22 protein-coding genes, 1 tRNA gene and 1 other RNA gene are annotated in these 19,630 nt (G+C 62.5%); 12 read left to right on the forward strand and 12 right to left on the reverse strand.

All coding sequences use genetic code 11. The features are described 5' to 3' along the window. Positions 1 to 49 precede the first annotated feature (49 nt). The 4 genes from recJ to Q0908_RS08450 all read right to left on the reverse strand — a co-directional run bounded on the left by recJ (position 50) and on the right by Q0908_RS08450 (position 4,568). The gene (gene recJ / locus Q0908_RS08435; protein ID WP_299282943.1) at positions 50 to 1,789 is read right to left on the reverse strand and encodes a single-stranded-DNA-specific exonuclease RecJ; all 1,740 of its coding nucleotides are present in this window, start codon (positions 1,787 to 1,789) and stop codon (positions 50 to 52) included. 99 nt (positions 1,790 to 1,888) lie between these two features. Next, on the reverse strand, positions 1,889 to 2,857 hold the full coding sequence (gene glpX / locus Q0908_RS08440; protein WP_299282944.1) for a class II fructose-bisphosphatase: 969 nt from the start codon (positions 2,855 to 2,857) through the stop codon (positions 1,889 to 1,891). Between the two features lie 37 nt (positions 2,858 to 2,894). After that, entirely contained in the window at positions 2,895 to 4,181 is a 1,287-nt protein-coding gene (locus Q0908_RS08445) for a homoserine dehydrogenase (protein WP_299282945.1), read from the reverse strand. A gap of 102 nt (positions 4,182 to 4,283) precedes the next feature. Further along, on the reverse strand, positions 4,284 to 4,568 hold the full coding sequence (locus Q0908_RS08450) for a hypothetical protein (RefSeq protein WP_299282947.1): 285 nt from the start codon (positions 4,566 to 4,568) through the stop codon (positions 4,284 to 4,286). Positions 4,569 to 4,699: 131 nt separating this feature from the next. On the opposite strand from Q0908_RS08450, the gene Q0908_RS08455 reads away from it, so the two are divergent. Next, positions 4,700 to 5,299 (forward strand): TetR/AcrR family transcriptional regulator, encoded by a 600-nt coding sequence (locus Q0908_RS08455; RefSeq protein WP_299282950.1) that lies wholly within the window; start codon positions 4,700 to 4,702, stop codon positions 5,297 to 5,299. Between the two features lie 44 nt (positions 5,300 to 5,343). Here Q0908_RS08455 and Q0908_RS08460 read toward each other — a convergent pair whose 3' ends face one another. From Q0908_RS08460 to Q0908_RS08485, 6 genes are all read right to left on the reverse strand, one after another. Further along, positions 5,344 to 6,255, reverse strand: coding sequence for a pirin family protein (locus Q0908_RS08460; RefSeq protein WP_299282953.1), 912 nt, complete (start codon positions 6,253 to 6,255; stop codon positions 5,344 to 5,346). 99 nt (positions 6,256 to 6,354) lie between these two features. Next, positions 6,355 to 6,510, reverse strand: a non-coding RNA gene (ssrS, locus tag Q0908_RS08465) — 6S RNA. Positions 6,511 to 6,633: 123 nt separating this feature from the next. Next, complete coding sequence (locus tag Q0908_RS08470; RefSeq protein WP_299282956.1) at positions 6,634 to 7,050, reverse strand: SRPBCC domain-containing protein; 417 nt, start codon at positions 7,048 to 7,050, stop codon at positions 6,634 to 6,636. Then, positions 7,047 to 7,367, reverse strand: a complete 321-nt coding sequence (locus Q0908_RS08475; RefSeq protein ID WP_299282959.1) for a metalloregulator ArsR/SmtB family transcription factor — start codon at positions 7,365 to 7,367, stop codon at positions 7,047 to 7,049. The genes Q0908_RS08470 and Q0908_RS08475 overlap by 4 nt, the downstream gene beginning before the upstream one ends. A gap of 81 nt (positions 7,368 to 7,448) precedes the next feature. Then, entirely contained in the window at positions 7,449 to 8,204 is a 756-nt protein-coding gene (locus Q0908_RS08480; RefSeq protein ID WP_299282961.1) for a hypothetical protein, read from the reverse strand. After that, entirely contained in the window at positions 8,201 to 9,490 is a 1,290-nt protein-coding gene (locus Q0908_RS08485; protein WP_299282964.1) for a hypothetical protein, read from the reverse strand. The genes Q0908_RS08480 and Q0908_RS08485 overlap by 4 nt, the downstream gene beginning before the upstream one ends. 132 nt (positions 9,491 to 9,622) lie before the next feature. Between Q0908_RS08485 and Q0908_RS08490 the strand changes: the two genes are divergently transcribed. The 7 genes from Q0908_RS08490 to Q0908_RS08520 all read left to right on the forward strand — a co-directional run bounded on the left by Q0908_RS08490 (position 9,623) and on the right by Q0908_RS08520 (position 16,229). Continuing rightward, positions 9,623 to 10,054: an MmcB family DNA repair protein gene (locus tag Q0908_RS08490; protein WP_299282967.1), complete on the forward strand. Its 432-nt coding sequence runs from the start codon at positions 9,623 to 9,625 to the stop codon at positions 10,052 to 10,054. Between the two features lie 209 nt (positions 10,055 to 10,263). Beyond that, the gene (locus tag Q0908_RS08495) at positions 10,264 to 13,143 is read left to right on the forward strand and encodes a monovalent cation/H+ antiporter subunit A (protein WP_299282969.1); all 2,880 of its coding nucleotides are present in this window, start codon (positions 10,264 to 10,266) and stop codon (positions 13,141 to 13,143) included. Between the two features lies 1 nt (position 13,144). Beyond that, positions 13,145 to 13,501 carry a Na+/H+ antiporter subunit C gene (locus Q0908_RS08500; protein ID WP_299282971.1) on the forward strand — a complete coding sequence of 119 codons (357 nt, stop codon included), beginning with the start codon at positions 13,145 to 13,147 and terminating at the stop codon, positions 13,499 to 13,501. After that, complete coding sequence (locus tag Q0908_RS08505; protein WP_299282975.1) at positions 13,498 to 15,060, forward strand: monovalent cation/H+ antiporter subunit D; 1,563 nt, start codon at positions 13,498 to 13,500, stop codon at positions 15,058 to 15,060. The genes Q0908_RS08500 and Q0908_RS08505 overlap by 4 nt, the downstream gene beginning before the upstream one ends. Position 15,061: 1 nt before the next feature. Further along, the gene (locus tag Q0908_RS08510; protein WP_299282978.1) at positions 15,062 to 15,562 is read left to right on the forward strand and encodes a Na+/H+ antiporter subunit E; all 501 of its coding nucleotides are present in this window, start codon (positions 15,062 to 15,064) and stop codon (positions 15,560 to 15,562) included. Further along, positions 15,559 to 15,846 (forward strand): K+/H+ antiporter subunit F, encoded by a 288-nt coding sequence (locus Q0908_RS08515; RefSeq protein WP_299282981.1) that lies wholly within the window; start codon positions 15,559 to 15,561, stop codon positions 15,844 to 15,846. Before Q0908_RS08510 ends, Q0908_RS08515 begins: the two co-directional genes overlap by 4 nt. Continuing rightward, positions 15,843 to 16,229 (forward strand): Na+/H+ antiporter subunit G, encoded by a 387-nt coding sequence (locus tag Q0908_RS08520; RefSeq protein WP_299282984.1) that lies wholly within the window; start codon positions 15,843 to 15,845, stop codon positions 16,227 to 16,229. Before Q0908_RS08515 ends, Q0908_RS08520 begins: the two co-directional genes overlap by 4 nt. 7 nt (positions 16,230 to 16,236) lie before the next feature. Here the strand turns inward: Q0908_RS08520 and Q0908_RS08525 are convergent, their stop codons facing one another. Beyond that, a complete protein-coding gene (locus Q0908_RS08525) occupies positions 16,237 to 16,419 on the reverse strand; it encodes a DUF6324 family protein (RefSeq protein WP_299282987.1) in 183 nt (60 codons plus the stop codon). A gap of 81 nt (positions 16,420 to 16,500) precedes the next feature. On the opposite strand from Q0908_RS08525, the gene Q0908_RS08530 reads away from it, so the two are divergent. Next, entirely contained in the window at positions 16,501 to 16,983 is a 483-nt protein-coding gene (locus tag Q0908_RS08530) for a GNAT family N-acetyltransferase (RefSeq protein ID WP_299282989.1), read from the forward strand. A 61-nt stretch (positions 16,984 to 17,044) separates the two neighbouring features. Next, positions 17,045 to 17,121 (forward strand) — tRNA-His (locus tag Q0908_RS08535). 18 nt (positions 17,122 to 17,139) lie between these two features. On the opposite strand, the gene Q0908_RS08540 is transcribed toward Q0908_RS08535, so the two are convergent. Further along, positions 17,140 to 17,445: a DUF6476 family protein gene (locus Q0908_RS08540; RefSeq protein ID WP_299282991.1), complete on the reverse strand. Its 306-nt coding sequence runs from the start codon at positions 17,443 to 17,445 to the stop codon at positions 17,140 to 17,142. On the opposite strand from Q0908_RS08540, the gene Q0908_RS08545 reads away from it, so the two are divergent. Together Q0908_RS08545 and rpoH are read left to right on the forward strand one after the other, a co-directional pair. Further along, positions 17,429 to 18,451 (forward strand): RluA family pseudouridine synthase, encoded by a 1,023-nt coding sequence (locus Q0908_RS08545; protein ID WP_299282994.1) that lies wholly within the window; start codon positions 17,429 to 17,431, stop codon positions 18,449 to 18,451. The genes Q0908_RS08540 and Q0908_RS08545 overlap by 17 nt on opposite strands. Positions 18,452 to 18,676: 225 nt before the next feature. Further along, the gene (rpoH, locus tag Q0908_RS08550; RefSeq protein WP_299282996.1) at positions 18,677 to 19,573 is read left to right on the forward strand and encodes an RNA polymerase sigma factor RpoH; all 897 of its coding nucleotides are present in this window, start codon (positions 18,677 to 18,679) and stop codon (positions 19,571 to 19,573) included. Positions 19,574 to 19,630 lie beyond the last annotated feature (57 nt).

A 19,630-nucleotide genomic window follows, 5' to 3' on the forward strand; every position in this document is an offset into this window, starting at 1 on the left:
AGGGATAAGGCGCAACCCAAAAAGTTATCAAAATGATTTATCTCTGTTCTCAGGCCAGGGCGGCATCCTCCAGTCTCAGCTGCACCGATTGACGTCCCCGGAAACTGTTGATCTCAAGCCGTCCGGCCAAGTGAAACGGCGCGCCCCCATGGTCGATCAGCGCTTGCCCCAATGTGCTATCAAATGCGCCAAAGGCAATGGCATCGAGCCGCGCACCGCCGGTTTCGCCGAATGTGACCTTGAGGTGCGTTTCCCCGACCCGGCGCGCATTCAGGATCCGCATGCCGGAAAACGCATAGCGGGGCGCGGGCGCACCTGCGCCGAACGGGCCCGCCGCGTCGATCTGTTCCAGCAATTCAATGGTTGCCGCGGCGGGCATCAAGGCCCCGTCCAATCGCAAGTCCGCAGGCCCGAGCGTGTCGGCCCCCTGACGCGCCAGCAATTCGCTCAGCCGCGCCATTGCGGCCTCGATCTTGTCTTCTGCCACGGTAAGCCCCGCAGCCATCTTGTGCCCGCCGCCCTTGATCAGCAGCCCCTCGGCGGCCAGCCGTTGGATGGGTGCGCCCAGATCAATGCCCGACACCGACCGCCCCGATCCTTTGCCGATCCCGTTCTCTATCCCGATCACGATGGAGGGACGGTTTGTCGCCTCTTTAAGCCGGGCCGCCACGATCCCCACGACACCGGGATGCCAGCCCGCACCCGCCGCCCAGGCCAAAGCGCCATCGGTTCCGCGCGTCTCGCTCTGGGCGATGGCCTCGGCGCGCACCGTTGCCTCAATCTCGCGGCGATCCGCGTTCAGGGTGTTGAGCCGCTCGGCCAGCGCTTCGGCCTCGTGGGGGTCTTGCGTGCTCAGCAAACGTGCGCCCAGATCGGCCTGGCCAATCCGCCCGCCTGCGTTGATCCGTGGGCCAAGCATATAGCCCAGATGGTAGGGCGTGGGCGCTGTATCCATCCCCGCAATGTCCGCCAGTGCCACCAGGCCGGGCCGATCCCGCCGCCCCATGACGGTCAGCCCCTGGCGCACAAAGGCCCGGTTGACCCCGATCAGCGGGGCCACATCCGCAACGGTGGCGAGGCCAACAAGATCCAGCATCGACATCAGGTCGGGCCCTTGCGTCCCGGCCTCGCGCATCTGCCGCCCGGCCTCGACCAAGACTAGAAACACCACCGCCGCCGCACAGAGGTGCGCCAGGGCTCCGTCTTCGTCCTGCCGGTTGGGGTTCACGACGGCCAGGGCCGAGGGCAGGGTTTCGCCGCCCAAATGGTGATCCAGCACAATCACATCCGCCGCGGAGGCCGCGTCAATCGGACCATGGGACAAGGTTCCGCAATCCACGCAGATGATCAGATCATGGCGCGCGGCGAGGTCCGCCATGGCGGCCTCATTGGGCCCATACCCTTCGTCGATTCGGTCGGGGACATAAAGCGTCGCGCTGTGGCCGAGCGCGTGCAGCCACGTGATCAGCAGGGCCGCCGAACTGCCCCCATCCACGTCATAATCGGCAAAGACGGCGATGCGCTGGCGCTGCTCGACAGCCGCCACAAGACGCGCGGCGGCAGGCTCCATATCCCGCAAACTGCGCGGATCGGGCATCAATGCACGTAAAGTCGGTGCCAGATAGGCGGCGGCCTCAGAGGCATCGACACCCATCCGGGCCAGGATCTGACAGACGGGGCGGGGCAGGCTGCTTTGCTGGGCCAGCGCCTCTGCCGCGCGGCTCAGCTCAGCGTCCGGGCCAACCCAACGCCGCCCGGTCAGGGACTGCTCTACATCCAGAAATGCCATTCGCCCCCACTTCCTTTCGCCAAAAATACCTCCGCCGGAGGCGCACCTCAATGCACGCGCGCGCCGGATTGTAAGGCGGACGTGTCGTCCGCCAAGACCTCAGACGGTGTGGGTCGGGGTGCGGTAGCTCATGCGCCGCACCGATCCGGTTTTCGAGCGCATCAGCAGTGTTTCGCAGGTCAACCAACCCGGTTCGCGGTGCACGGCGGCCAACAATGAACCGTCCGTCACGCCCGTCGCGGCAAAGATCACATCCTGCGTCACCATCTCGTCGCGCGCATAGATCCGGTCCAGATCGGTGATCCCGGCCTTGGCCGCACGGCCGCGCTCGTCATCATTGCGGAACAGCAACTTGCCATAGATCTGGCCGCCCATGCACTTTAACGCGGCGGCCGCCAGCACTCCCTCGGGCGCGCCACCTTCGCCCATATACATGTCGATGCCCGTGGAGGGGTCGGCGCAGTGCATGACCCCCGCCACATCGCCATCGGTGATCAGACGGATCGACGCGCCGGTGCCGCGCACCGCTTCGATCATCGCCGTGTGGCGGGGACGTTCCAGAATGCAGACGGTGATGTCAGAGGCTTCGCAATTTTTGGCCTTGGCCAGCGCATGCACACGATCGGCGTGATCCATCTCGAGCGTGACGGTGTCGGTCGCAAAACCCGGCCCAATCGCCAGTTTGTCCATATAGACATCCGGCGCATGCAGCATCGATCCGCGCGGCCCCATCGCGATGACGGTCAGCGCGTTGGGCATGTCCTTGGCCGTCAGGGTTGTGCCCTCAAGTGGGTCAAGCGCGATATCCACCCCGGGCCCGTTCCCGGTGCCCACCTCTTCGCCGATATAAAGCATTGGCGCTTCGTCCCGTTCGCCTTCGCCGATGACCACCACGCCTGCAATGTCGAGCAAGTTCAACTGTTCGCGCATCGCGTTGACGGCTGCCTGATCGGCGGCCTTTTCGTCGCCGTGCCCGACAAGGCGGGCCGAGGCGAGCGCGGCAGCCTCAGAGACACGGGCAAGGCCCAATGACAGCAAACGGTCCTGAAATTGTGCAGTGGCGGTCATGGCAAAATCCTTTTTGTGAAAATTTCGGGCACTAGGGTCAGACAGATTCGATGCGCAACACAACCGGTTCGGAGGCAATCACGCCAGTGCCATCCATGGCGGCAAGGGCCGTATCAAGGGCTGCGCGGGTGCATTTGTGCGTGACGATCAGCACAGGTGCGGTCGTATCGTTATGGCCATACTGGCGCATGCGGTCGATGCTGACGCCCGCTTCGCCCAGAACGGTCGCGATCTTGGCCAGCGCGCCTGGTTTGTCCACGAGGCTGGTGCGCAAATAGTAGGGCGCAGGCAGCAGGGAGGTGGTGCGCGTCGCCGCCTCAAGCCCTGTGGCGGGTTGGCCAAAGACGGGCAGGCGCAGACCGCGCGCGATGTCGGACACGTCGCCCATGACGGCGGAGGCCGTAGGCCCTTCGCCCGCGCCGGGCCCGCGCAGGACCACCTGTTCCACCGCGTCCCCTTCGATGGCGACCATGTTGGTGCCGCCCTGCAATTGTCCCATGGGCGAGGTCGCAGGCACAAGGCACGGCATCATCCGCTGTTCGAGGCCGCGCCCGGTTTTCTGGGCGACCCCAAGCAGCTTGATCTTGTAGCCCATGTCGTCGGCATGGCGGATGTCATCGATGCTGACGCGCTCGATCCCCTCAAGCTCGATCCCGTCGAAATCAACGCGGGTGCCAAAGGCGATGGCTGACAGGATCGCCAGCTTGTGCGCGGCGTCGATCCCGCCGACGTCCAGTTGCGGATCCGCCTCAAGATAGCCAAGTCCGTCCGCTTCGGCGAAGACGTCCGCATAGGGCAATCCGGCGCTTTCCATCCGCGTCAGGATGTAATTGCACGACCCGTTCATCACGCCCACGATCCGGGTGACCTGATTGCCCGCGAGCCCTTCGGTCAGGGCCTTGATCACAGGAATGCCGCCAGCGACGGCCGCTTCATAGCGCAAAGAAACCCCGGCGGCTTCGGCCGCTTCGGCGAGCGCCTGCCCGTGGATGGCCAGCATCGCCTTGTTGGCGGTGACCACATCCTTGCCCGCCTTGATCGCGGCCTCGACCGAGGCTTTGGCAGGTCCGTCGGTGCCGCCCATCAGCTCGATATAGACATCCACATCGTCGCGGGTGGCGAGGGCAACGGGGTCATCTTCCCAGGCATATCCAGACAGGTTCACGCCCCGGTCCTTGTCCCGGCTGCGCGCGCTGACGGCCGAGATGGTGATCTCGCGCCCGGTGCGTGCGCCCAGAAGGGCCGCGTGTTGGCGTACGATCTTGACCACACCGATCCCGACGGTGCCCAGACCCGCAATACCAAGGCGCAGGGGAGTGTTCATGGCGGAATCCTTTTGCAGCAAAAGCGCAGTGCGCGGCATTTCTGGCGATGTAGCGGGTTCCGCCGGGCGGTGCAATTGTCCCTTGGGCGCGCTCGCGCCGGATTAGCCGAGCCGGTCCTCGATGCGCCGCCGGGTTGCGGCGTCAACGATGGGTCGGCTTTGCAGGGACTGTGCCCGTGCACGCAGCGACGCGACCCGTGCCTCTAGCGTTTTGGTGGTGTCGGTGGGATCGCTCACGATGGGTGCGGCCTGTGCTTCGAACGTTTCGAACGGGATCAGGGTGGGGAAATTCGCCTTTTCCACCTCCGGCGAGATCGTGCCATCGAGCTCGGGAAACTGGGTGCATCCGCTGCAGGCGAGGGCAAGGATCAGAAAGGTGGCACGCATCTGGCGGGGTCCGGGTTCGGAAATGTGTTACGGTTGTGATGCACCATGGCGCGCGCGCAGGCAAGCGTGGCTTGCAGTGGTGGTGTATGAGCGTGCTTGGATTTAAACGGGTGTTCAGTTAAATCTGGCCCATGGCGCGCACAGCAGGGTCCCATTCCGATATCACCGGTCCGCGTGTGCGCGAAGCGGCCTTGCGCCTGTTTGCCCGCCACGGCTTTGCCGCGGTGTCCATGCGCCAGATCGCGTCAGAGGTCGGGGTGCAGGCGGGCGCGCTTTATAACTACACCCCCGACAAGCAGACCTTGTTGTTCGAGTTGATGCGCAACCACATGAATGAACTGCTCGCCGCGATGCGCCCCGATCCGGCCGGCTCACCTTCCGCTCAGCTTGACGGGTTTGTGCGCTTTCACATCGCCTTTCACCACGCCCGCCCGGATGCGGTGTTCATCGCCTATATGGAGTTGCGCAATCTCGAGCCGGAGAATTTCGCCACCATCGAAGCCTTGCGCCGTCAATACGAGACGGTGCTGGAGGATATCCTTTGCGCGGGCGTCGATGCGGGGCTGTTTGATGTCGCCGACACGAAGGTGGCGACATTGGCGGTGATTGCGATGCTGACGGGGGTCACCACTTGGTTTCGCCCCGATGGCCGGCTGAGTCTGGGTGACGTGCAGGACCAGTATTGCCAGATGGTGACCCGTCTGGTCGGTGCGCCGGGTGGCTCTGTTTGAGCGGACGCTCAAAAACGCCCACCCGCAGACCCTTGGACAGCGCCTTAATGCGCGGGTTTGATGAAAGTCCCGTTTTGCAGATCCCGCATGGCCTGTTGCAACTCGCTTTGCGTGTTCATCACGATGGGGCCGTGCCATGCGACGGGTTCGTCAATCGGCGCGCCCGAGATCAGCAGGAAGCGTGCGCCCTCCGGCCCGGCCTGCACCGTGACCTCATCCCCGGTGCCAAACCGGATCAGCGTGCGATCCCCCGACAGGTCCCGAATGTTGAGTTCCTGTCCGGCCACCTCTTTTTCCAGCAGCACGCCTGCGGGGGCTGAGGCATCGACAAAGGCTGCTGCCCCGCCGAAGACATAGGCGAACGCGCGTCGATAGGTGTCGATGGCAAAGGTCTTTTTTACCCCTGCGGGCAATGTGATGTCGAGGTATTGCGGATCGGCTGCGATCCCGTCCACGGGTCCGGTTACCCCCCAAAAGCTGCCAGTGATCACTTTGACGCGCGTGCCGTCATCGTCCGTCACCACCGGAATATCCGCACTGGTGATGTCCTGATAGCGCGGCGCGGTCATCTTTTGATCTGCGGGCAGGTTCCCCCACAGCTGGAAGCCGTGCATCTGCCCACGCGCGTTCCCTTGAGGCATTTCCTGATGGAGGATGCCCGACCCGGCCGTCATCCACTGCACATCGCCCGCCCCCAGGGTGCCCTGATTGCCGAGCGAATCCCCGTGTTCAACCGTGCCTTCAAGCACGTAGGTTATGGTTTCGATGCCCCTGTGCGGGTGCCACGGAAATCCCTTTTCGAAATGCGCCGGGATGTCGTTGCGGAAATCGTCAAATAGCAGGAAGGGGTCAAGCTCGCTTGGGTCCTGAAAGCCGAAGGCGCGGTGCAGATGCACGCCCGCACCTTCCATGGTGGGCATGGCCTGGCGGGTCTCAAGGGTGGGTCTGATGGACATGGGTGCGCTCCGGCGATCACGTTGGGCGCAGCATACCCGCCCGCCCCGCTGGCGCAATTGCGCAGGGACAAACGGGTGGTGTGCGTGGATGATTGGATGACGGGAACCACCACGACCGTTTGGTTCTCTCATTCCCGAGGACCTGTATGTACAGGTGGGTGCCAGGTAACCGGACCAGGATCCGGACAGAGCCAGCGCCCTCGGAATTGCTTAAGGCCACCGGAATGCAACCTGTCACGAGAAGGGCAGAACCCGTCACGCATTCACATAGGTGCGCGCGCAGGGCGGGGCAAGGGCCGGTCAGATGCAATCGACGCCGGTGCCGCGCGCTTGATCATCGGGGCAGTGCCCCGCCTGATCGTCTGGGCGACGTCCTGCTCAATCGTCGTGGATGTGTCCGCGCATCTGCATAAGGTGATCGTCCCATCCTTTGTCGAGCGCGAGCGTCAGCCCAAACGCGACCTCGCCTTGGGGCAAGCCGCTGTGTTCCAGGGCAAGTTGCGTGCCGCCCGGCACCTCTGTCAGGATCCATTTGACCGTGCTGACCGCGTCACCCATCGGCCCGACCGTAAAGCTGTATTCCAGATGATCAGGCGCGTTGGCCACGCGCACCTCGCCCCAGATCAGCTTGTCGCCGCTGGTGGTGCCGAACATTTCGAGCGGTTCACCCGCCTTGAGCGGCCCCTTGGGTGCATGAAACCACTTGGCAAGATGCTCGGGCTGGGTCAGATAATCCCACACCATTTGCCGTGGGGCCTTGAGAAAGATGGTTTTGCGCAGAACGGTGTCGGTCATTGGGTGTCCTTTTCGATGGCGGATTTGAGGTCTGACAGGCGGTCATCCCAGAACTGGTCAAAGATTTGCAGCCAGGTCAGCACGGGGGCCAACCCATTGGGGTTCAGCCGATTGATCCGTTCGCGCCCCCGCACCTCGACGGTGATCAGCCCGCCGTCACTCAGCACGGTCAGGTGCTTTTTCACAGCCGCCCGCGTCATGTCAAAGCGCGCGCTGACCTCGGCGATGGTCATCGCCTCGTGCCGCAGCAACTGGATGATCTCGCGCCGCGTTGGATCAGCGAGCGCGCGAAAGGTGGATTGTGTGGGATCGCTCATGGATTTCCGCTAAATGATGCCATTTGGTATCATTTAATTAGATACCTTTTGGTATCACGTCAAGGGTTGCCGTTACGGGCCCTAACTGTCGGGTGGCGTAAACCCGTAACGGGCCAATTCCTCGGGCAACAGCACATAGATCTCGTCCGGCGGGGTAGAAAGGGCATGCTGCATGACCAGCGGGTCGATCCCCATCTCGTCGAGGTACGTCATCACCTCGCCCTGTCCGCGCTGGATATCCTCGACCGCAAAGGCGGCGGGCAGAAACGTGTTTTCGCCGAAATAGTGTTGATGCACACCCACCGTCGCGTTCGCGTCGATCTCGCGGCTGGTCCCGGCGGCGAGAAGGTAGGGGCAGGCGGACATACAGAACTCACCCGAGAGCATACGCGTCGTCATCCCTTCGGCACGGATGTGGCGCCCGAGCTCCAGCGCGTCGCTGACCGAGCCGCCGGGCGATTGCAGGATCAGCGTTTCCGGGGTCGGCTCAGCGGCGTTGATCAAGCCGATCAGGCGCGGCGCGTCTCCTGCGCGGATGCCGCCCTCGAGCCGATAGGTCGCCCCGTCGGTCTGTGTCAGGACCAGCCGGTCGGGCAAATCACCGGGATCGCGCGCGGGCTGCATCGTGGGGCGGTCCCTGTCAGGGCGAAAGGTGCGGCGCTGGTCGCCCGGGCGCACCGGCTCGGTCAGGCGCGGGGCGTCTGGTCCGAAACTCGGCAGGCGCAGCCCTTGCATATCGCCAAGGATCAGCAGACCCCCAAGGCCAAGCTGAAAGATCAGCACGCCCATAAGGACGCGCGCCACCGGGCTGCGGGGCTTGGTGGCCTCCTCGCTCATTCGGCGGCCTTGGTCTTTGTGGGAAGTGGAATGTCGGGGGGCGCACTGTGCGTTTCGTGATCGGTCATGGCGGTTTCCACGTCCCGCGCGGCGGCAAGTGCGGCGCGCAATTCGGCGAGCGTCAGCGTGTCTTCGATGGCGGTGCCTTCGCGCCCGCCCCGGATGGCGGCTTGGGTAATGGCCACGATGAACACCAGCACGGCGGGCAGCAGGTCAATCGCAATGGCCCCGGCCCATGAGGGGATGAAATTGCGCGCATAAAGGATCACGGCATCCGCCGATGAGATGGGCGTATAGGTCACGTCGGGGGGCGGTTGCTGGGCCTGCACCGCTTGGGCGGCGCGTTCGAGCGTGGTGGCACGTTGGGCCAGTACTTCGAGGACCGAAGTAATCGTGGCAGCTTGATCGACGCGGCCTGCTTCGGTTTGCCCATCAAGTTCGGGCAGCACGACCGAGGCGGCAAGGTCCTGCGCGGCCCGTTCGACCAGCGGCGCGATAGAAAGCTGGCGCAATTGTGTGATCAGGCCCGCCAGACGCACGGCCTGTTCGGAGAATTCGACACTGCGCGCCTCTACGGGGCCGGGTTCGACGGTGAGCGCGCGCATCCGGCTGAGGATCGCGTTGCCCTCGGCAAAGGCGGATTGCACCAGAGGGGTCTGCGCGCTGATCTGGCCCTCAAGGCCCGACAACTCCGCCGCTTTCTGGCGCAGCACGCGGAACACCGCACCGCGTCCGGCGAGGCCCGACAGGGCCCCGGCCGCTTCCTGCTCGGACAGGTCTTCGAAGGATTGGCGGGTACGGGCCACGTCGCGCTCCAGCGATTGGGCGGTGATCGCAACTTCATGCGCCCGCTCAAGGCTGGTCTGATAATCCTGCACTGTCTTGGCGAGGTGCTGTTCGACGGCGGCGGAGCCGGCCAGGGCCGCCGCATTCAGCCAGGACGACATGGCCACAATCGCGAGGGAGCCGACGCCCATGGTGAGGATCAGCCCCACCCGCGCCTGCGCTGAGCGCACCGCCGGAAACAGGCGCATCATGTAAGACCAGAACACGAAGATGCCGACCGATACGGCGACGGAATAGGCGATGGCGGCAAACACCGACATGGCCCCGTTTTCGTCCAGCAGCGAGGACACGCCGAGATAGGTGTAGATGCCCGATGCCACCGCCAGCACCCCGAGGGCGGTGCCAGAAAATGTATCGAGCCAGCCAAGGTGCCCTTCAAGTTCGCGTGCATAGCGTACGCCGCGCGCTTGGGTGTCGCTCAGGCGGGGTTGGTTGGTCATAAAGGTCCCTCGTAAATGATCTGTTAACGTAAGGCGGGGTGGACGGATCGCCAAGGGGCTGATCTCGCGCTTGCTTTTGTTCAGGGTTTGTTCGTATTCTGCAGTATGCAAGGCGCACAAGATCTTTCAGTGATGATGCCGGGCCAGATGCTGGCGCGGGGCGTGTCGCGCCATCTGGCAAGTCTTGGCTGGGTCACGGTAGAAGAGCTGGTGCCCGCGCGCGGCTTGCGTGTGGACGTGATGGCACTGGGCCCGAAGGGCGAGATTTGGGTGGTGGAGTGCAAATCCAGCCGTGCGGATTTCATGACGGATGCCAAGTGGCAGGGCTATCTGGAATGGTGTGATCGGTTTTTCTGGGCCGTCGACAGCGATTTCCCCGTCGATCTGCTGCCCGACGACAGCGGCCTGATCATCGCGGACGCCTATGATGCAGAAATCATCCGGATGGGCCCCGAACACAAGCTCGCTGCCGCCCGGCGCAAGGTCATGGTACAGAAATTCGCGACCCATGCGGCGCGCCGTTTGCATAGCTTGCGCGACCCCGGCGCGGGGCTGGCGTGGTGATTTGATTGCCAAAAACCGACCGCCTACCGAAAATCGGGTATGGAGACGGCGCGAAATCGTCCCATCTTGGGTGACAACCCTATTTGAATACGTCTAGATGGGCTTGGAAACGCGCGTTTTTCCGCGAAAACGGCACGGGCTTGGCCTGTGCCGTGATCATGCGGGCGCTCGCTATACCAGACCAAAAGACCACCGCCGCAGGAGTTCGCGTGTCCCTCTTCTTTATCGTTGCTCTTCCGTTCTTTGGTGCATTGCTGCCGGGGCTCATGAATTCTGCGGGACGCTCGGCGTGCGCGGGGGTGACGTTCACGGTCTCGCTGGCGGCGTTTATCGGATTGCTCACCAATCTGCCGACGGTTCTGGCGGGCGAGGTCGTCACGGCCGGTGTCGATTGGATGCCCGTGCTTGGGCTGAACTTCACGCTGATGCTCGACGGGCTTGGCTTTTTCTTTGCGTTGCTGATCCTTGGGATCGGGCTGCTGATCATCGCCTATGCGCGCCACTACCTGAGCCGCGACGACAATATGGGGCAGTTTTTCACCTACCTGCTGCTGTTCCAAGGCGCGATGGTGGGAATCGTCCTGTCCGATAATATATTGCTTTTGCTTATTTTCTGGGAGCTCACGTCGCTGTCTTCATTCCTGCTGATCGGGTATTGGAAACATCTGCCGGAAGGTCGCCAAGGCGCGCGTATGGCGCTGACCGTCACTGGCATGGGTGGCCTTGCGATGATTGGGGGGATGCTGATCCTTGGTCAGATTGTGGGCAGCTATGATCTGAGCGTCATCCTGCAAAACCGCGATTTGATCCAAGCGGATCCGCTTTATGTCCCTGCGCTCATTCTGATCCTGCTGGGCTGTTTCACGAAGTCCGCACAGTTCCCGTTCCACTTCTGGCTGCCGCACGCCATGGCGGCCCCTACACCGGTCTCGGCCTACTTGCACTCGGCCACGATGGTCAAAGCGGGCATTTTCCTGATGGCGCGCATGTGGCCGGTGTTGTCAGGCACGACGGAGTGGTTTGTGATCGTGACCACGGCAGGACTGATCACGATGGTTTTGGGCGCGATCATTGCGCTGTTCAAACATGATCTCAAGGCGCTGCTGGCCTTTTCGACCGTGTCCCATCTGGGCCTGATCACGATGTTGCTGGGCACCGGCACAGCCTTCGGGGCGATGGCCGCGATGTTCCATATCCTCAACCACGCGACTTTCAAAGCGGCCTTGTTCATGTCCGCAGGGATCGTCGATCACGAGACCCACACCCGCGATATTCGCCGCCTTGGTGGGTTGCGCACCCTCATGCCGATCACCTTTGTCATCGTCGTGCTTGCGGCCTTGTCCATGGCGGGTATTCCGCTGCTTAACGGGTTCCTGTCCAAGGAAATGATGCTTGAGGAAGCGACACATACCGTCCTGTTCAATTCCCCATGGCTGGTGCCTGCGTTGGCCACGTTTGGTTCGCTTTTTTCGGCCGCCTATTGCTTCCGCCTGATCGGGCACACGTTCTTTGGGCCGGTGCGCGATGACTACCCGTCCAAGCCGCATGATCCGGGCTTTGGCCTGTGGGGGCCACCCGCGTTTCTGGTCTTGCTGGTTGTGGCCATTGGCGTCGCACCTTTCCTGGCCGAGCCGTTTGTGAAAATGGTCACCGCCTCCGTTCTGGGCGGTGAGGCCGAAGTGCCCAAGGCCTATTTCAAGATCTGGCACGGTCTGGTGCCCGCCCTGTTCATGTCGGCGATCGCGGTTGTTGGTGGGCTTGTCCTGTTGGCGGTGTTCAACCCGGCCTTGCGCCTATGGGACCGCGCCCCGCGCCCCGAAGCCAAGACCATCTTCGAAGCGCTGGTTGAGGCGGTGGCAAGCCTTGCCCGTCGCCTGATCCTGCCTTTGCATAACGGAGCCTTTTCGCGTTACGCGGCCATCGGGTCGGTGGCGATTGTCGTCCTTGGATTTCACGCGTGGAGCACGGGCACTGTCGGCCCCGCCACCCGTGTGATGCAGGACGTGACCCCTGTTTCGGTGGCTGGGTGGGCTATGCTGGTGGCCGCTACAATCGGAATGGTATTCCTACACCGCAACCGCTTTTTGTCGCTCATCCTGATCGGGATTGTCGGTCTGATGGTGTCCATCGGTTTTGTCTTTTTCAGTGCGCCGGATCTGGCGATGACCCAGTTCACGGTCGAGGTGGTGACGATCATCCTGCTGCTGCTGGCGCTGAATTTCCTGCCCAAGCACACGCCGGTCGAAAGCACGGTGCTGCGCCGCGTGCGCGACACCGGCATTGCGCTGTTCGGGGGGCTTGCGACCTTTGGGCTGGCCTATCATTACCTGCTGCGCGACGCGGTGACGGGACCCATCTCTGAGTTCCATCTGGCCAATTCCTACAAAGGCGGCGGGGGCACCAACGTGGTCAACGTAATCCTTGTCGATTTCCGGGGCTTTGACACCTATGGCGAGATCATCGTGCTGGGGATCGCGGCCCTGCTGATCTATGCGCTGACCGAGACCCTGTTGGGCGGGCCTGTGCGCGCACGCCTGCTGAACCGCACACCGGATGCGGCGCGGGCAGGGGATGCACATCCGATGATGATGGTGGTCCTGACCCGTGTGATCATGCCGGTCGTGTTGATGGTCGGCTTCTACATCTTTTTGCGAGGCCACAACGAACCGGGCGGGGGCTTTATCGCGGGTCTGATCGTTTCCATCGGGGTTGTGATGCAATACATGGCCAGCGGGTTCAGCTGGACCTCGGCCCGTCTGCGTTATCCCTATCACGGGGTGATCGGCGCAGGGGTGCTGATCGCGGGGCTGACCGGCATCGGGTCGTGGTTTGTGGGCAAGCCGTTCCTGACCTCGGATTTCACTTATGTGCGCATCCCGCCCTTCAACGAGTTCGAGCTGGCCACAGCCGCCCTCTTTGATCTTGGCGTGTTTCTTGCTGTCGTCGGCGCGGTGATGTTGTCGCTTGAGAGCTTCTCGCGGCTGGCGCGTCGCGCCCATGTGCCCGACAACGAACACCCGATGGATATCGACCCGTCGCGCGATGACAAACCGGTGCCCGGCACCCCTGCTGCACAGGGGGGCGTGTGATATGGAACTGCTTGTCGCATCCGCCATTGGCATCATGACCGCGGGGGGGCTGTACCTGCTGCTGCGCCTGCGCACCTTCCCGGTGATCCTGGGCATTTCGCTGCTGACCTATGCGGTCAACGTGTTCCTGTTTGCCTCGGGTCGCCTGACCATCGGCGCGCCGCCCATTCTGCGAGATGACATCACCCGCTATGCCGACCCGCTGCCGCAGGCCCTTGTGCTGACGGCCATCGTGATTTCGTTCGGGATGACAGCCGTTGTCGTGATGATCGGTCTTGGGGCGTATCTGGGTTCCCACGACGATCACGTGGACGACCTGCCTGAACCGGATGCAGATGCGTCGGAGGGCCGGTCATGACCCATTGGATCGTTGCGCCGGTCATTCTGCCCGCACTTGTTGCGCCTTTCATTGTGTTGGCGGCCCGGTACCACATCGGCATCCAGCGGGTGTTTTCGGTTGTGGGGGTGCTGGCCCTGATCGCCATCGCGGGCGGGCTGACATGGCAAGCCTCTGACGGCACGGTCACCCTGTATCAGCTTGGTGATTGGGCCGCGCCCTTTGGCATCGTACTGGTCGGGGATCGCCTGTCGACCATGATGGTGCTGCTGACGGCGGTGCTGGGCCTGTTCGTGCTGCTCTATGCCATCGGGTCGGGATGGGATGATCGCGGGCGGCACTTTCACGCCCTGTTCCAGTTTCAGCTGATGGGAATCATGGGCGCGTTCCTGACCGGCGACCTCTTCAACCTTTTTGTCTTTTTCGAGGTGCTGCTGATTGCCTCATACGGCTTGATGATCCATGCAGGGGGCAATGACCGGCTCCGGGCAGGCGTGCAATATGTGCTGTTCAACCTGATCGGCTCGACCCTGTTCCTGTTCGCGCTCGGGGCGATTTATGCCGAAACGGGCACGCTCAACATGGCCGATCTGGCCGAGCGCGTCCGCCTGATCGACGCCGAAGAGACGGTGGGCATCCGCGTGGCCGCCGTGCTTTTGTTGCTGGTCTTTGCAATCAAGGCCGCGCTTGTGCCGCTGCACTTCTGGCTGCCGTCCAGCTATGCCGAGGCACCCGCACCGGTGGCCGCGCTGTTTGCGATCATGACCAAGGTGGGGGCCTATGCGATCATCCGGGTCTACACGCTTGTCTTCCCGCCTGACCTTGAGGTGACGCAGGGCCTGCATGATCTTTGGCTGTTGCCCGCCGCGCTGGTCTCGCTCGCTATCGGGATGATCGGCGTGCTGGCCGCGAAAAAGCTCGACCGGCTGGTGGCCTTTTCGGTGATCGGGTCGATGGGGATGGTGATGATTTCCATCGCGCTGTTCACACCCGAAGGGATCGCGGCGGCGCTCTATTACATCATCCACTCGACCCTTGCCGGGGCCACGTTGTTTCTGATTGCGGACCTTGTGCGCTGTTCGAGGGCCAATTTGCAGCTGACCCCGCAGGCCCCCATGGCCGGTGCCGCGCTGACGGCGGCTTTGTTCTTTGCCGGGGCGATTGCGATGGCGGGTCTGCCGCCGCTTTCGGGGTTCCTGGGAAAGCTGCTGGTGCTGGATGCTGCTTTTGACACCGACCTTGTGGTCTGGATCTGGGCGGTCGTGCTGACCTCAAGCCTGATCAGCATTCTGGGATTTGCGCGCGCCGGCAGCGTCCTGTTCTGGAAAGCCCACAGCGTCACACCGCCCGAAGGTGAAACACCGCTGCCCCGGCCTGCACCGCTGTCCTATGTGGCCGTTGGCGGGCTGATCGCGCTGCTTGGGCTGCACACCGTTTTTGCAGGCATTGTGCACGGATACACGACCACCATGGCCCGCGATCTGTTTGCGCCGGGGACCTATATCGAGACGGTTGTGGACACGCCGGGCAAGCTGAGCAAACCCGACATCGACAAGGCCGCCGACAAGGAGGATCACTGACATGACCCGTGCATTCCGTTGGCTTCTGCCGCACCCCTTCCTGACACTGCTGCTGGCGGTGGTCTGGATATTGCTGCAAAATCAGGTGTCTGCCGGGATGGTGGTCTTTGGGATCATCCTGGGCGTGATCATCCCGTGGATGACGGCCGTCTGGTGGCCTGACACGCCGCAGGGGTTTCATCTGGGCAAGATGGTCAGCTACTCGATCATGGTGATCTGGGACATTCTGGTGGCCAACGTTGAGGTCGCGTGGATCGTGCTGACCGTCCCGAATGCCAAGCTCAAACCTGCATGGATCGTGATCCCGCTGGATTTGCGGCAGCCCGAGGCGATTACGGTGCTGGCGGGCACGATCACCCTAACACCCGGCACCGTGTCGGCGGATTTGTCGGATGAAGGGCACTCGCTGCTTGTGCATGTACTGCACACCGATGACCCCGATGGCGTCCGCGACGAGATCAAGACCCGCTACGAGGCCCGCCTTAAGGAGATTTTCGCATGAGTGCCGCCACTGATTTCATGAATACCGCGCTGATCATCACGTTCGTGGTGATTGTGCTGGCGCAGGTTCTGTCGATGGTACGCCTTGTGATGGGGCCGACCGCTGGCGACCGCATCCTGGCGCTGGACACGATGGTGATCAACGCGCTTGGGCTGGTTGTGCTGCTTGGGATTTATCAGGGCGTCCAGATCTACTTCGAAGTGTCGCTGCTGATTGCGATGCTGGGCTTTGTATCTACTGTCGCACTGGCGCGGTTCATTTTGCGGGGGGATATTATCGAATGATCGAGGTCGTTTTGACATATGCCGTTGCCGTCTTCCTGCTGATCGGGTCCGGCTTTGCCATTGTGGGCGTGATCGGGCTGCTCAAGTTCAACGACTCCATGACCCGCCTGCATGCGCCGACCAAAGTGGGCACTGTGGGGATTGGATCGCTGTTGATGGCGTCGATGCTGCATTCCTACACACTTGGCGAGACGTCCATGCATGAGCTGCTGATCATGTCGTTCCTGTTCGTGACCGCGCCGATCTCCGCCCACTTCATCGCCAAGGTGAACATCCATCGCCGTGCCTGCGACACGCCGCCGTCGCCGCCGCGCGATGACACATGGTCGACCCTCAACGTGCCCGAAGCGGACCGGGCCCTGGAAACCATCAAGGCCCCCTGAACGGAGATCAGACGGCGCGGGCGGCTTTGGCTGCGGCCCGAATTTCGTCCGCGATTTCCTCGGCCTCTTCGGGGTCGAAATCCATGGGGACTTCAACGCCTTTTGCTTCGATATAGATGCGCACCATGCCCTGATCGGTTGGGCCGATCTGCATGTTTGCCTCAATGTCGCGTTCGCTGTTGATACCCATGGTCGCCTCCGCTCTGGCCTGAAGAACCTGTGCTATCGCGCGGCCCCTTGAAAGGCAAGATCGCGGGTTGCAGGATAGGGCATGAGCCCGATCACCTTGCGCCCCTTTCGCCCCGAAGACACCGATTGGCTGGTCGAGCAACACGGCCTCCAATATGCGCAAGCCGAAGGGTTTGACGCCAGTTTCGGGGTGCTGGTGCGCGAGATTCTCGAAGGCTTCAACGCTGATCACGACCCTACTTGCGAACAGGGCTGGATTGCGCAGGCCGGTGATACGCGCCTGGGGTCCATCTTTTGCGTGCGCCTCAATGATCGTACCGCCAAACTGCGCCTGTTTCTGCTGGTGCCGGACGCGCGCGGGCAGGGGGTTGGAGCCAGGTTGCTTGCGGAGTGCATGGGCTATGCCAGATCCAAAGGGTATCGCGGCATGCAGCTATGGACCCATGAAAGCCACCGCGCCGCGTGCGCCCTCTATGCGCGCACCGGTTGGCAGTTGGGCGACAGCCGCCCGGTCCGATCCTTTGGACAGGATTTGGTCGAACAGATATGGTCCTACCGGTTCTGACGCTTTTTCTGGTTTTCACGGTCTTGCAATCGCGCGACCTCAGAGGTATCTCAGCCTCAGTGCCGCCTTAGCTCAGTAGGTTAGAGCGCTTGATTGTGGATCAAGAGGTCCCTGGTTCGAGACCAGGAGGTGGTACCACCCCCCCCCTTTTTTAGGTTAGTCCAGCGTTATGGTCCGGCGCAGCGTGCCCGTCACCTGATCAAAGATCAGGATTTCGTCCGTTTCGGTCACCACCGCGAACCAGTCCGAGCCGACGGTAAAGGCGGTCGCCACAGCGCCGTCCGGCAATGTCACCTGTTCGGGCAGTACCATCGGAGTGGGGTCCGCATTCAGGCGGATGACAAGCAGTCCGATCACCGTTAGAACGCCGAAAATCATGATGGCGGTCAGCACCGTCACCAACCGGCGCAGGAACCGCAGATTGGTCGGTTCGATAGGGGTTTCGATGTCGTCCAACACCATATCCTTTGTGATCGGCGAGGCACCCCCGCCGCGCCTTGATAAGGCCATTGCGCGCGACGTGCCAGAGGGGGCGGCGCTGTCGCGCACCCGGCTCGCCCGTCTGGTGGCGGACGGGGCGGTGTCCGTCGATGGCATCGTGACGGTCGATCCCAAGGGACGCGTGGTCGCGGGGGCGGCGATCACGGTGACAGTGGTTGAGGCGCAGGACAGCCATATTGCGCCCGAAGACATCCCGCTCGAGATCGTACACGAGGACGGCGACCTGATCGTGGTCAACAAACCCGCGGGCATGGTTGTGCATCCTGCCCCCGGCTCACCTTCGGGCACTTTGGTCAACGCGCTGATGTTTCACTGTGGCGATGATCTGTCCGGGGTAGGGGGGCTGAAACGCCCCGGCATCGTGCACCGGATCGACAAGGACACAAGCGGACTGTTGGTCGTGGCCAAATCCGACGCCGCCCATCACGGGTTGGCCGATCAATTCGCGGCCCACACGGTTGAGCGCTACTACCGCGCTTTGGTCTACGGTGTGCCCGATGCGGCCGATCCGCGTCTGCGCGGGATCAAGGGTACGAATTTCGAGTCCGGCAATGTGCTCAAGATCACGACCCAACTGGCGCGGCACAAGACGGATCGTCAACGCCAGGCGGTGCTGTTTCAGGGCGGGCGGCATGCGGTGACGCGGGCGCGGCTGGTCGAACGCTATGGCAGCCCCGAAGTGCTGGCGCAGATCGAATGCTGGCTCGAAACGGGGCGGACGCATCAGATCCGCGTGCACATGGCCCATGCCGGACATGGGCTGGTCGGTGATCCGGTCTATGGCGGGCGGCGCAAGCTGGCACGCGGCGCGCTCAGTGATGCGGCGGCGGTGGCCGTTTCCGGCTTTGGGCGTCAGGCGCTGCATGCGGCGGTGCTGGGCTTTGATCACCCCATCAGCGGCGAACAGATGCGATTCGAGGCCGCCTTGCCCGAAGACTTTGAAACACTTTTGGCCCTTCTGCGTTAAGGTTTTGTTAGCTTGGCTGTGCAACATCGCCGTGCGACCCTGGGTTTCTGAAATGATCAGCACGTGCGCGTGAGGGCCGGGCTGCGGGGCTGCACATTCAGGATCGCGCATGCCAATATCACACCAACCGACGACCCTCGCACCTTGAAAGGGTGTGATCGCCGTCCCATATTCAATGTTAAGCCTCTAAACATGAAAGGTTTGAGGGGCACCAGGAGGGACAAAATGGCCAATTACGCAAATCTGCCCGCACCCACCCCCGAGGGTGGATTGAACCGCTATATGCAGGAAATCCGTAAATTCCCGCTGCTTGAGCCGGAAGAAGAATACATGCTCGCCAAGGCCTGGGTCGAAAAGGAAGACACCGAAGCGGCCCACCGGATGGTCACAAGCCACCTGCGTCTGGCCGCCAAGATCGCCATGGGGTATCGCGGCTACGGCCTGCCGCAGGCCGAGGTGATTTCGGAGGCCAATGTGGGCCTGATGCAAGCCGTCAAACGGTTCGACCCCGAAAAAGGCTTTCGCCTTGCGACCTATGCGATGTGGTGGATCCGCGCCTCGATCCAGGAATATATCCTGCGCTCGTGGAGCCTTGTGAAACTTGGCACCACCTCGGCTCAGAAGAAACTGTTCTTCAACCTGCGCAAGGCCAAGAACAAGATCGGCGCGCTGGAAGAAGGCGATTTGCGCCCCGAGAATGTGGCACGTATCGCAACCGACCTGGGTGTGACCGAGAGCGAGGTGATCTCGATGAACCGCCGCCTGTCGGGCGGGGACGCATCGCTGAACGCCACTGTCGGCTCCGAAGGTGAGGGGACGATGCAATGGCAGGACTGGCTCGAGGATGAAAGCGCCGACCAAGCGGGCGACTATGAGGCGCAAGACGAGTTGGAAGTGCGCCGCGAGATGCTGGCCGAGGCGCTGGACGTTCTGAACGAGCGCGAGAAGGATATCCTCACGCAGCGCCGGCTGGCCGAAAAGGTCGTTACGCTCGAGGAGTTGTCCGAGCAGTACAAGGTCAGCCGCGAACGCATCCGTCAGATCGAGGTGCGCGCCTTCGAAAAACTGCAGAAGAAAATGCGCGATATCGCGAAATCCAAAGGGTTGATGGCGACCGCCTGACCCGACCCCTTTTGAGATGTGAATGGCCCTGCCATTGTGCGGGGCCTTTTTCGTTTT

Source organism: uncultured Tateyamaria sp., assembly GCF_947494755.1.
Taxonomy (GTDB): Bacteria; Pseudomonadota; Alphaproteobacteria; order Rhodobacterales; family Rhodobacteraceae; genus Tateyamaria.